Raw genomic sequence first — 11,639 nt, 5'->3', positions numbered from 1 at the left:
GCCCCCCTAGAGGATCGAGATGTGGACTTCGGCGCCGCGGCGCTCGATGCCATGCACGTCGGACGCCAGCCCCAGCCGGCGGCTCTCGGCCTGGATCGTGTCCATCACGGCGTTGCACTGGGCGCGGATCTCGGCGTTGCCGAGCTTCGCCGCCGCCTCGCGGATCGCACTGGTGGCGTCCTCCACGTAGGGCAGCCCGAGCTTGTGCACCGACTTGCCGACGGCGGAGGCATCGGCGTTGACCACGCCGGCCCGGATGGCGGCGGAGACAAGCTCCTTGAACTCGCGGTTGACGGTGTTCTTCAGTGCGCCCTTGTAGACGTGCTCCTGGCGGCTCACCACGCCGGCGCCGTTCGGTCCCTTGCCGGTGACGCTGTGCAGGAAGTTGGTCGCATGGCCGATGTTGCGGTCCAGCGCCGCGAACATCCGCGCGAACTTGGCGCCGATCCCATGCTGCGGCTCGGACTGGAAGTACGGCGGACAGCCGACGCTCTCGAACTTCACGAACAGCTCCTCGGTGCCCCGCTGGTCCGGGCGCAGCTTGTCGAACAGCATGGTGCCGCCGGCCCCGGGCATCCGGCTCTGGTAGTCCTCGATGCCGCGCTGCTTGGTCTTCGTCGTGATGCCGAAATTGAAGACCTCCTGGTGCCCGATGCGTTCCTCGAAATGCGTGGACATGCGCGCAGCCGCCGTCGGCGCGCTGTTGAGGAAGTCGTACATGCGGTTGCCGGGGTCCTTCATCACGAACGAGCCGCTGGTGACCATGTCGCTGGTACCGCTGGCATCGCCGCTGCCGGCGCGCGACACGTCCTGGCCGGCGGCTCGGGCCATCATGAACCAGCCGACGGCGCGAGCCATGTGGACGCTCGCCTTCACGTCGTGGGTGACGCCGCCGATGTCCAGCTTGAGGACCTTGGTCGACGGATCGATCGGGTGGTCGGCCAGCCCGCGGGCGATGTGCTCGCCGGTGGCCACCAGTTCGCGGATGTCGGCGTCGGCCAGCGCCGACCGGCCGGTGGCGTCGGCGTGGGCGCGCAGGCGCGCCATGACGTCGCCGCGCTCCAGGATGCTGTTGGCGCCCGGCTGCGCCAGTGCGTTCAGGGCGACGGCGTTCGCGAGCCGGTAGGTTCGCTCCGCCCGGGGCTCCAGGATGTGCTGGTTCACCAGGCGCGGGATGAGGCTGATGGCCTTGGCCGCCAGCAGCAGCGGCCCGGCGACCGGCGCGGCCACGATGGCGCCCGTGACAAGGCCGGCCTTCTTGAAGAGGTTGGCCGTCTTCTCCGCCGTCCTGCTCGCCTCGCCGCGCTGCTGGCCGTCCCCGACCGAGATGGTGCGGCCCGCGAGGCCGCCCCGGCCGACCGTGACGCTCGTGTTGCGCTCGTTGAGGTTGATGGAGTCCATCGGCCCGTGGCCGTCGAGGACCACCGGGGACAGGGGGCTGTTGCCATGCACGTACATGCGGTTCTCCTGGTCGGGCCGGGTCAGGCGCGGACGAAATGGCCGGGCGCGGGCGCAGCGCCGGACGGCAGGGCGTCCTGGACGAACCGGCGCCAGACCTGGGCGTTGTCGACGAAGGCGTCGAGCAGCATGGCCAGGCTCTCTCCCGTCACCCCGGCGACGTCGATGCGCCCGCACAGCACGACATGGCCGGTTTCGTGTTGCAGGCCGAGCGTCGCGCCGCCCGTGCCTGCCCACAGGTTGTTCGCCTCCAGCAGGGTGCGGTGGACGTCCGGGGCGCGGTGCGCCTGCGGGGCGCCCAGATCGGTGAAGTAGAGGAGGTCGCCCACCTGCTCGTCGCCTTCGTAGGCCAGGCCCACGGCGACGTCGTCCACCACCACCTCCTGGGTCTTGGCGAACGCCTGGGGGTCGATCCCCATCTGCTCGGCGAACGACTGGAGGACTCGGTTGTACGTCTCGATCATGGCGGCTCCTTGGGATGTTCCGCCAGTGAGTAACCGGCCGGCCCGGACGGTTCCCGGCCGGCGCTACTCGATCACTTCGGCCACGTTCAGCAGGCCCAGGGGCGGATACAGCTGCAACGCCTTGGCGGTGGGCATGTTGATCAGCAGGGAGAACCGCTGCAGCGTCTCGGCGGGGATGCGCTCGACCGGGGTGCGATCGGCGAGCACCTGCACGGCCTTGTAGGCCGCGAACCGCCCGATGTTGCTGCCATTGGAGAACAGGCCGAACATGCACCTGGCCTGCCGCACCACGCTTTCGGTCGAGCAGAAGGTGGGCACCTTCGCCTCCAGCGCCGCCTGCGTGAGCAGGTCGCGGTGGGTGAAGGCCAGGAAGGTGCTGGGGGGCACGTAGAGGAAATCCACCTTCTGCGCCGCGATCCGCCGGACGATCGCGGGCAGCGCCGTCGGGTCCGGGTTGCCCGCCGGGTCCAGCGGCACCGTCTCCGCCACGATGTCGAAGTGCATGCCCGCCGCCAGCTGCCGCATGGACTGCAGCACCAGCTGCGTGTTCGGCTCCTTCGGATTGACGATGTAGCCGACGCGCGAGAACGGCCGGTAGTTGCGCATCGCGTTGAGCTGCACCGGCAGCGGCGCGACGTGGCTCACCCCGGTGACGTTGCGCCCGGGCGGATCGAGCTGGCGCACCAGCTTGCTGCCCACCGGGTCGGTCACCTCGGTGAAGACGATGGGCACATCGCGGATGAAGTCCCCGGCATTGGGGGCGTCGTGCGCCCCCGCCAGGGCCAGCGTAGTGCCGGTTCCCCACGAATAGACCAGGTCGGGGGCCAGCCGGCGCACCTGGGCGACCAGCGCGGGGCCATCCTCGCCGCGGCCCGAGAACCGCACCGTCAGGATCTTGAGCGGCAGGTTGCGCTTGGCGAGGTAGTCGCGGAATCCCGCCTCGATGTTCTGCTCGTCGCGTGGCAGGACCATGACGATGGTGCGGGGCTGCACCTGCGCGGCTGCGGGCGCCATCCACGCAAGCAGCAGCACGGCAAGCGCGCGGCGGAGAAGGGACGCGACGGGATCAGGCTTGGACATGGCGGTCGTTCACGGGCGGGGACGTTTGGAACAGGACGAGGGCGAGGCCGGCGCACGCCAGCGCCAGCACGACGCCGATCGCCCCGACGGCGCCGCCCAGTCCAAGGCGGGACACGGCGAGCGCGACCACGAACGGGGCGACGATGCTGCCGAAACGCTCGATGAAGCGGAACGCGGCGAGCGCCTGTTCCGGCGTCGCGCCCGCCGCTTGCGTTGCCTGCGGGTCGCGATCGAACGCCTCCGTCACCAGTGCGAGCTGCGGAGCCGACAGCAGGGCCTGTGCGACGCCCAGCAGGCCGCAGCAGAGCGCGATGCCGGCCACCCCGCCCACCAGCGGGAGCGCCGCACAGGAGGCGACCGACAGCGCGCAACCCCACAGGATCCAGGGTCGACGGCTGCGGCCGATGTCCGACCAGCGCGCCACCCATGGAGCGGTCAGCATGAATGCGAGGAAGTACAGCAGCTGCACGCGCCCGGAGATCGCGGGCGTCTCCCCGATCTGCTGCACGTAGAGCGGCGCGGCCACCAGCAGCACGGCGGCGGCGGCCAGACGCGCCGGCACCGCTGCCAGCCAGGTGACGGCCATCGCGCGCGGATGCCGCAGCACGGCGGCCAGTCCGCGCCAGCCGCCCAGGCCGGCGAGGTTGCCACTGCTGCCTCCCGGCACGGGCGCCAGCCCCGTGCTCAGCACTGCGGCCATGCCCAGGCAGGCCGCGCAGGCGGCGAATGCCGCGGCGGTGCCGAGGCCGTCGGCGAGCAGGCCGCCCAGGGCCGGCCCGCAGACGCCTGCGGCCACGATGGCCCCCGACACCTCGACCAGTCCGCGTGCGCGATTGCGCGAATCGGTGATGCGCAGCACGGTGGTCTGGGCCAGGATCAGCAGGAGCCCGTAGGCGGCGCCGCTCCCCGCCCGCAGAAGGACCAGCCCCAGGCTGTTGGCCGTGACCGCCGTCGCTGCCAGCAGCGCGGCACCGCACACGGCCACCACGAGCAGCGCCCGGCGCACGTCCACGCGTCGGGTGATCCAGGGTCCGAGCGGCTGCGCGAGCGTGAGCGTCAGCATGAAGGCGGCCACCGGGAGCGCGGCCAGCATGGTGGGCGACAGCTCGACGACCATCGGCCGCGCCTCGGAAGCGAAGACCGCGAAGAAAGGCCTCAGCAGTTCGTCGGACAAGGCCGTGAGGAAGACGATCAGGCGCAGGCGCGCCAACGCCCGCACCGGCCCCTCGCCGGCATCGGTCCGCGAGCCGTCCTCCAGCAGCCTGCGCACGCCGCCGCGCACCTCCGCGATCCAGTCCCGCACGCGTTGCGGCGCGGAATCGGCGCCCAGCCGCACCGCGCGAGCCCGCCAACCCCGCCAAGCGCTCTCGAACGCGACGTAGGGCCGCAGGCCCGACCGCGACCACAGCGCGGCGAGCACTTCGCGCACGAGCACCAGACTGACGACCACGGCGAACAGCAGGTCCAGCAGGATCGAGCGCAGGCGTCCGTCCACGTCCTCCTTGCGCGTTCCCGCCAGCAGCTGGCCGACCCCTGGCACCGGCTGGCTCGCGAGCAGGTAGCCCGGCGCCGCGGCACCGAGCGCTGCACGCGCGCCAGCCACATCGCCACCTTCGTGGATGGCCAATGCCGGCTGGCTGCCGTGCGGGCGCTGCAAGGCCAGGAACGCAAGCTCCTGCGCCGGCGCGAGCTCGGCCTGCAGCATGGCTTCGACACCCACCAGGCCGTCGGCCGGGATGCCCAGGGCAAGTGCCCGCTCGATGTGCGCGACCGCCTGGCGCAGCACGCCCTGCGCGCCTTCTTCCACTTCGGCGAGCAGCATGGGGCGCGCCAGTTCGCGCGCCTTCCAGGCAAGCCCGGCCAGGCCGCTGAACGTGAAGACCACCGCCAGCAGGACCAACAGCCACTCGCGTGCCAGCGCGCGTCCGGACCCGCCCCGGCCATCCACGAGGCGCACCACGTCGGCGGGCCCGCGGACAGGCCCTTGGGCATCGGCCTGCGCCAGCGCCCCCGCGGCGGCGGCCAGCCGGCCGTGCGCCGCCCCCATCCAGCGGACCGCCAGTGCGGCCAGCACGGCGGAGAGCACCGCCGCCAGGCCCGCCGCCCAGGGCCAGAGGCTGGCCAGCACCGACCACGCGGCCTGCTGCAGGGCGGCGCGGTCGTGCACCAGCCAGAGCACGCCGCTGCGGCGCCCCGACGCGTCGATGGTGGGCACGCCGATGAAGGAGATCGGACCGGCATGACGCACCACCGACGACGCAGGGCTGCGCGCGTGGGCGCCCTGCCCCAGCAGCTGCTGCGTCCAGGACGGGTTCAGGCCGGCGAAGGCCTGCGGCCGCCCCGCCTGCGCCACCGTCTCACCCTGCTCCGCCTGCACGCGCACCGCAGCCAGCGCGGCGTCCTGGGCGACCAGGCGCTGCACGCGCCCGGGCAGGGCGGCCTGGTCCGGCAGCGCCAGCCCGAAGCGGAAACCCGCTTCCACCTGCGCGCGCAGCTGCTGCGCGGTGCGCAACGCCCGCGCCTCGGCGAGTTCCAGCAGCACCTGCTCGATGCGCAGCGCGATCAGCGCGGTGGACAGTGCCACCAGGACCAGCACCACGGCCACCACGAAGCGCAGTGCCGATCGGGCCGTCGGATACATTTCGATGCCCGCCTTCACGAGACCTCCGGTCGATGCGTCTGTTGTCCGTCGCTGCCCACCCGCCCGCGCTGCTGGCCGCCGATCGCCGACGGCTCGGTGATTTCCAGCTGCGGCTGCTGGCGCCGCAGGACGTGCCCCTGGTGCTGGCGCTGCGCGAAGAGGTCCTCGCCGGATTGGCCGATCCCGATCTGTACGTGCGGGAAGACGACGAAGAGGCCTTCGTGCGTGCGCACATCGGGGCCGATCCGACGTCGAGCGGCGAAACGATCGGCGTCTTCGACGGCAGCCGCCTGGCGGCGTACGCGATGCTGGGCCTGCCCTCCCCCGACCATCCGGACAACCTGGGCCGTGTGCTGGCACGCGGCCGCGACGCCGCGAACATCGCCAGCTGCATGGTGCGCCCGGGTTACCGCGGCCGCGGGCTCCAGCGCACCCTGCTCGCCGCGCGCTTCTCGCTGGCGCAGGCGCACGGCAAGGTGGTGTGCGTGGCGATGGTGTCCCTGCACAACCACGCGAGCCGGCACAACCTGCTGCGCGAAGGCATGCGGATCGCCTGGGTCGGCCAGCTGGGCGGCCTGCGCCGCCAGTTGCTGGCCATCGACCTGGCGCGGCCGTGGGACTTCGACGAAGAGAACCTGCGGCTGGTCGACCCGCTCGACTGGGAGCGGCAGCGCTCGTTGACGGCGCAAGGCTGGTGGGGCATCAGCGAGATGGAGGGCCGCGGCCCCGACAAGCTCGTGTTCGCGCGCCATCAGCCCGCCACTCCCGCCGTCCCGACGTAGCGCACCGCCACGCAGGTGATGTCGTCGGCCTGCGCCGCGCCGGCCTCGAAGGCGCGCACGGCCTGCAGCACCGCCGCGGGCAGCGCACCGCCCTCGGGCTGGTGCGCGCGGACCGCGGCCACCAGCCGCCCCTCGGTGAACAGCACGCCGGCCGCGTCGGTGGCCTCCGTGATGCCGTCCGTGTAGAGCAGCAGCGTGTCTCCGGACGCCAGACGGATGCGCCCCTGCGTGTAGCGCAGGCCTTCCATCACCGCCAGCGCGGTGTTCTGACCGGACGGCAGCAGGTCCACGGAGCCATCCGGATGCCGCAGCAGCGGCGGGTTGTGGCCGGCGTTCACGTAGTCGACCTCCCCGGTGCGCAGGTGCAGCACCGCCAGGAAGGCCGTGACGAACATCATCTGCTCGTTCTCGGCGCACAGCTGCTCGTTCAGGCGGGCCATCACCTCGGCGGGCTCGCGCAGGAACAGCGCGTTGCTCTTGAGCAGCGTCCGCGAGATGGCCATGAAGAAGGCGGCGGGGATCCCCTTGCCCGAGACGTCCGCCACCACCAGCGCCAGGCGCTCGTCGTCGATGAGGAAGTAGTCGTAGAAATCGCCGCCGACCTCCTTGGCCGGGATCATGAGCGCGGACACATCCACCGCCGCGGTCGCGGGCGCCTGCCGCGGCAGGATGGACAGCTGCATGTTCCGCGCGATCTCCAGTTCCTGCTGCAGGCCGACGAGCATGGCCTGGCGCTCCATCGCCTCGCGCAACTCGCGCAGCAGGCCGACCAGCCGGTCCTGCTGCGTGGTCACCAGGCCGGACATCCTGCCGAGGATGCGCGCGAGGTCCGCCAGCTCGTTGCCGCTGCCCGCACTGTCCGGTGCGCGCTCGGGCCCGAGCGCGGCCAGGATCTCACCGCGCGACGCCTCGTCCAGGCTTTCTGCCAGCAGCTTCAGCTGGCGGCGAATGAGCCGTTCCTGCTGCTGGCGCGTGCGGATGCGCTCCTCGCGCAGCATCTGCAGGTTCAGCAGCTCGTTGCGCAGCGTCTCGACACCACGCGCGATGTGGCCGGCTTCGTCCGCAAGCGCCTGGTCCTCGTCGTCGAGCGCCGTGCGCAGGTCGCCACGCGACAGCGCGCCCAGCACCTGCACCGAGCGCTCCAGGGGGCGCAGCGCGCGTCGCAGGTAGGCGAAGACCACCAGCCCGAGCAGCAGGATGAGCGCAAGGGTGCCGCCCGCCATGGTGGCGACGGCACGGCGGTCCGCGGCTCGTTGCGCCGTGACGTCGCGCACCAGCAGCAACGCGCCCACCCGGCGTGCGTCGGGCCCGGCCAGCGGCTGCACGATGGCCAGCCCGGCCCCGCCGGCGGGCAGCGGCAAGGTGCCGACCCGCGGCTGGCGCACTGCCGGCGCCAGCCCCTCGGCAGGCAGCAGGCCGGGGCGCGTGCCGGCCACTTCGCGACCGCGCACGTTCAGCAGGAACGTGTCGCCCGCGAGCGCACCGGCCAGCTCGGGGAGCAGCCTGGCCAGGTCCAGGCCGACGGCCAGGACGCCGCGTTCGCCGTCCGGTCCGAAGGCGCGGGCCGAGACGAGGTAGTAGCGCTCGCGCGACGCCTGGCTGACCCCGGACTGCTCGCCGTCGCGCAGCGCGCGCGCCACCCACCCCGTCTCGACCAGCGCATCCTGCCGCAGCTCGGTGGACGTGGAAGACACGAGGGCGCGCCGGGCGTCGAACAGGTCGGCGCGCCAGTGGGGATGGCGGGCCAGCGCCTGCTGCAGCAGGGCTCCGAGCGCCTGCCGGTCCTGCATGTGCCAGGCACGCTGCCACGCCTCCTGCGCGATGACGGTGTCCAGCGCGTCGCGCAGGGCTGCCAGCGATTGCTCCTGCAGTTTGGTCCAGGTGGCGCGCTGCCCCTGCAGCAGCGACTCGTGGTACTGGGTGGTGAGTTCCTGGTCGCGCCACCACAGCAGCGCGGCGAGCACTGCGCACAGCGCCGTCACCGCGGCCAGCACCAGGAGCGTGATCCGGCTCTTAAGCGGCACTGCGCTCCTCCGGCCTTTGCAAGGCGAGCGCCAGGCGCAGCGCGGTCGCGACCAGGACCCACACGAGGAGGGCCTCGGCGCCGGCTCCCATGCGCTCGTAGGCGGCGCCGACCGCAAGCAGCAGCGAGGGAATGGCGACGCCCGGCCCGACCAGCGCCAGGCCGGTGACGAGGCCGGGCCCGCAGCCCGGCATGCGCCGCACCATGCGCGCCACGAGCCCGCCCGTGCCGAGCAGGAGCGCGGCCGTGGCCCCGAGCCGCAGCGGCTCGCCCGCGTTCCAGCTGGTGAACACCAGCGCCGCGGCCAGCCAGGCCGCCACACCGGCAACCAGGCCGCACCAGCGCGCACGCGCTGCGGCCCGGCCGGCTGCGTCAATGGCGCCGGGGCCGATGTCCTCGTCGAACAGATCGTCTGCACGTGCCTGCAGTTGAGCCTGGTCGAGCAGCGCACGGCGTGCCGCCTCCGGCTCCGTGGTGCGCAGGGACTGCACCAGACGTTCGATGCGCAGGAACTGCTCGCGCACGAAACGCAGCTCGCGCTGCAGCCAGGGCACGCGCGGATCGAACTCGCGCCGCGGCAGCCTTGCCAGCCGCACCCGCAGGTCACCCAGCGCGACCCGGGCGCCGGCCCGGCGCAGCACGTCCGCCCGGGCGGCAGGACCCGTCGCCCAGGCGTCCCGCACCGCCTCGGCCGCGAACACGGCGAGCGCCGCCGCGAGGGCGGCCAGTGGCAGCCCCCATCGCCGCAGCAACGTGCCGACGCCCGGATCGCGCCAGACCACGACCACCGAGGCGACCTGCTGGCCGCCGGGCGCGACGCGCGCGCTGGTGCGGGGGCCAGCGGGCAGCGCGGCAAGGCCCTCGTGGCTGCGCACCCAGAGCTGCCGTCCCTGCACGTCCAGCAGCGCCAGCGCGGCCGGTTCACCGCCGCGCATGCGTTGTGCAAACAGCGCCTCGACGCCTTCGAGGCGCGTGAGCGGGATGCCGATGGCCACCGCCCGCTCGATGCGCGAGGCGACCGCGTCGGCCACGAGCTGCGCGCGTGCCTGTGCTTCCTCGCGCGCCGCGTCGCGCAACTGGTGCATCGCCGTCCACACCAGCGCGACCGTCGCGAGCAACAGGACCGAGGACAGCTGCCAGATGAGCCGGCCGACGGGGCCGCGGGGCGTGATGCCGCTCATCCCGCGGCGCCTTCGTCGCGCGCCAGCGCCGCGAGGGTGGCGTCCATCCGGCGATGCGCACGCGCCAGGCGCTCCGCGGCCGGGCCGAGCGGGTCGTCCTGCTGCGCGGGAAGCTGGGCGCGCAGGGAGCGGCGCACCAGCAGCCATGCCACGCCGGAGAGCGCGAGCCACACCACCGCCGCCAAGCCGAACAGCATCCACGGCGGCGGCGCCTGCACCAGCGGTGCCGTCACGCTCACGTGCCCGGCGATCTCGCCGAAGGCCCCACGGATCGGCAGGCCGAGCGTGACCTCGTCGAATGCCTCGGCGGACCAGCGCCCGCCGGCAGCAGCCAGTGCGCCGCGCCAGGCATCGGGGATGCGCTCACCGATCGCGCCGCGGTCGGTGTTGAACAGGGAGACGCCGGCCGGATCGAACACTTCGGCCGCGAGCAGCCGCGGATCACGCGCCAGCATGTCTTCCAGCAGGGGCTGTGCGCGGCTGCTGGCGCCCAGCTCGAAGCCGAGGGACAGGTCCGCCTCGAGGCGCTCGCGCACCTCCTCGAGCGTGATCTCCAGGCGGGCGTTGCCGAGGGACTGCGCTTCGAGTCGCTGCACGGCGATCAGGACGGCGACCAGCAGCAGCAGGCCCGCGGTGACCAGGGCCCACCACCACCCGGCGACCTCGAGGCACGCGCCGAGCGTGACGGCCGGGCGCGGCCACGGCACCACATGTGCCGCGGCCCGCTGCTGCGCCGCGGCCTCGGTGTCCCCGTCCATGCGAGAATTGTATCGGCCGCCTCATCAATCACCGAGTCCAACGAAAGCTGCACCGGCGCGCATGGAGCCCTCCCCGCACACCGCACCGCCCGTGCCGTTCACGCGCACGGTGCCGGCTCGCTTGGAGGAGATCCCGCCAATGACCGAGGCGCTGGCCGAGTGGGCCGAAGCGGCGGGCGTGCCGCCACGCACGATGGCCAGCGTGTCGTTGATGGTGGACGAACTGGTCGCCAACATCGTGACGCACGGCTACGGTGCCACGGGCGCCGGCGACGTGCGCCTGGAGGCTTGCATCGAGGACGACAAGCTGGTGCTCCTGCTGACCGACCACGCATTCGCCTTCGATCCGCTGCAGGCGCCCCCGCCGGATACCACGTCCAGCCTGGAGGACCGGGAGATCGGGGGCCTGGGCGTGCATTTCGTTCGTCGCATGGCCGACGAAGTCAGCTACCGCCGCACCGCCGGCACGAACGAGCTGCGGATCGTCAAGCGGCTGGCGTCGCCAGCGCCGCGCGGCTAGACCCTGCGCGCGAGCCAGTCGACCGACTCGCGCGGGCTGGGCTGGCTCGCGGCCGAATGCGGGCCGCCTGCCAGCCGCTCGCTCCACGTCTCGGCCAGGTCCAGCATGCGCTCCACGGCGTGGTGGAGCGCGGCGCCGTCGGCCAGTGGCACCGGTCGTTGAAGGTAGATCCGGCCATCGGGCCCGGCAGCGGCACCGCTGCCAACCCCACCGGTCGCGCCACCCAGGAAGCTGGCCCGCAGCAGCGACATCAGCGCTGCGCCGCCCAGCGCTTCGGCCTGCCCCGGCAGGGTCACCGGGCACTGCAGCCAGAGGCCTGCGCCGCCAGGCTCGAGCGCCAACGTGAGCAGCCAACGCTGGTCGAACAGGAGCTGGCAGCACCCCTGGTCGTCGAGCCGCAGTCCCGGCATGCCCAGACGCTCACCGAAATCCCGCAGGCAAGCCTCGGCCTGGCGCAGCGTCATGCGCTGCTCCGCGGAGCAGCCGGCGTCGGGCCCACGGGCAGCGGCCGCGGCAGGGCACGGTCAGATGTCGGCATGCGGGTCTCCTCGTGTGTCATCGCCGGGCCGGGCCCCATGCGCGGGATGTGATCGCGGGGGACGTCCGACTCGGACATCCGGTTGCGGCTGGAGTGCGAAGTCTACGGGCACGGCCGTTCCCGGGCCACTCGACTTTGGTCGAATCTGCCGCGGAGTGCGGCGCGCGGCACGGGATACCCCGCTGGCACGGCCC

10 protein-coding genes are annotated in these 11,639 nt (G+C 73.0%); 2 read left to right on the top strand and 8 right to left on the bottom strand.

The annotated features are described in order from the left end of the window. Window positions 1–6: 6 nt before the first annotated feature. The 4 genes from VFE82_RS18625 to VFE82_RS18610 form a co-directional block, all read right to left on the bottom strand. On the bottom strand, window positions 7–1,458 hold the full coding sequence (locus tag VFE82_RS18625; protein ID WP_325001832.1) for a hypothetical protein: 1,452 nt from the start codon (window positions 1,456–1,458) through the stop codon (window positions 7–9). Between the two features lie 23 nt (window positions 1,459–1,481). Further along, the gene (locus tag VFE82_RS18620; RefSeq protein ID WP_325001831.1) at window positions 1,482–1,922 is read right to left on the bottom strand and encodes a CesT family type III secretion system chaperone; all 441 of its coding nucleotides are present in this window, start codon (window positions 1,920–1,922) and stop codon (window positions 1,482–1,484) included. A gap of 63 nt (window positions 1,923–1,985) precedes the next feature. Next, entirely contained in the window at window positions 1,986–2,936 is a 951-nt protein-coding gene (locus VFE82_RS18615; RefSeq protein ID WP_325001830.1) for an ABC transporter substrate-binding protein, read from the bottom strand. A 52-nt stretch (window positions 2,937–2,988) separates the two neighbouring features. Beyond that, on the bottom strand, window positions 2,989–5,661 hold the full coding sequence (locus tag VFE82_RS18610; protein WP_325001829.1) for an MFS transporter: 2,673 nt from the start codon (window positions 5,659–5,661) through the stop codon (window positions 2,989–2,991). Between the two features lie 14 nt (window positions 5,662–5,675). Here VFE82_RS18610 and VFE82_RS18605 point away from each other — a divergent pair, with 14 nt between their 5' ends. Further along, window positions 5,676–6,425, top strand: coding sequence for a GNAT family N-acetyltransferase (locus VFE82_RS18605; RefSeq protein WP_325001828.1), 750 nt, complete (start codon window positions 5,676–5,678; stop codon window positions 6,423–6,425). Here the strand turns inward: VFE82_RS18605 and VFE82_RS18600 are convergent. From VFE82_RS18600 to VFE82_RS18590, 3 genes are read right to left on the bottom strand one after another with little or no spacing between them, the layout of a single operon-like run. Further along, window positions 6,395–8,449, bottom strand: a complete 2,055-nt coding sequence (locus VFE82_RS18600) for a PP2C family protein-serine/threonine phosphatase (protein WP_325001827.1) — start codon at window positions 8,447–8,449, stop codon at window positions 6,395–6,397. The two genes, VFE82_RS18605 and VFE82_RS18600, sit on opposite strands and share 31 nt — an antisense overlap. Then, a complete protein-coding gene (locus VFE82_RS18595; RefSeq protein WP_325001826.1) occupies window positions 8,439–9,629 on the bottom strand; it encodes a hypothetical protein in 1,191 nt (396 codons plus the stop codon). Before VFE82_RS18595 ends, VFE82_RS18600 begins: the two co-directional genes overlap by 11 nt. Next, window positions 9,626–10,387, bottom strand: a complete 762-nt coding sequence (locus VFE82_RS18590) for a hypothetical protein (RefSeq protein ID WP_325001825.1) — start codon at window positions 10,385–10,387, stop codon at window positions 9,626–9,628. Before VFE82_RS18590 ends, VFE82_RS18595 begins: the two co-directional genes overlap by 4 nt. On the opposite strand from VFE82_RS18590, the gene VFE82_RS18585 reads away from it, so the two are divergent. After that, complete coding sequence (locus VFE82_RS18585) at window positions 10,386–10,907, top strand: ATP-binding protein (RefSeq protein WP_325001824.1); 522 nt, start codon at window positions 10,386–10,388, stop codon at window positions 10,905–10,907. The genes VFE82_RS18590 and VFE82_RS18585 overlap by 2 nt on opposite strands. Here the strand turns inward: VFE82_RS18585 and VFE82_RS18580 are convergent. After that, window positions 10,904–11,371 (bottom strand): type III secretion system chaperone, encoded by a 468-nt coding sequence (locus VFE82_RS18580; protein WP_325001823.1) that lies wholly within the window; start codon window positions 11,369–11,371, stop codon window positions 10,904–10,906. The two genes, VFE82_RS18585 and VFE82_RS18580, sit on opposite strands and share 4 nt — an antisense overlap. Window positions 11,372–11,639: the final 268 nt, after the last annotated feature.

Source organism: Ramlibacter sp. (assembly GCF_035655895.1).
GTDB lineage: Bacteria > Pseudomonadota > Gammaproteobacteria > Burkholderiales > Burkholderiaceae_C > Ramlibacter.
This window is presented reverse-complemented; position numbering and strand designations above follow the sequence as displayed.

Excerpts from the sequence above, each read along its gene's own strand:
- VFE82_RS18625 (WP_325001832.1), bottom strand. The coding sequence starts at position 1,458 with ATGTACGTGCATGGCAACAGCCCCCTGTCCCCGGTGGTCCTCGACGGC.
- VFE82_RS18620 (WP_325001831.1), bottom strand. The coding sequence starts at position 1,922 with ATGATCGAGACGTACAACCGAGTCCTCCAGTCGTTCGCCGAGCAGATG.
- VFE82_RS18615 (WP_325001830.1), bottom strand. The coding sequence starts at position 2,936 with ATGGCGCCCGCAGCCGCGCAGGTGCAGCCCCGCACCATCGTCATGGTC.
- VFE82_RS18605 (WP_325001828.1), top strand. The coding sequence starts at position 5,676 with ATGCGTCTGTTGTCCGTCGCTGCCCACCCGCCCGCGCTGCTGGCCGCC.
- VFE82_RS18595 (WP_325001826.1), bottom strand. The coding sequence starts at position 9,629 with ATGAGCGGCATCACGCCCCGCGGCCCCGTCGGCCGGCTCATCTGGCAG.
- VFE82_RS18585 (WP_325001824.1), top strand. The coding sequence starts at position 10,386 with ATGCGAGAATTGTATCGGCCGCCTCATCAATCACCGAGTCCAACGAAA.
- VFE82_RS18590 (WP_325001825.1), bottom strand. The coding sequence starts at position 10,387 with ATGGACGGGGACACCGAGGCCGCGGCGCAGCAGCGGGCCGCGGCACAT.
- VFE82_RS18580 (WP_325001823.1), bottom strand. The coding sequence starts at position 11,371 with ATGACGCTGCGCCAGGCCGAGGCTTGCCTGCGGGATTTCGGTGAGCGT.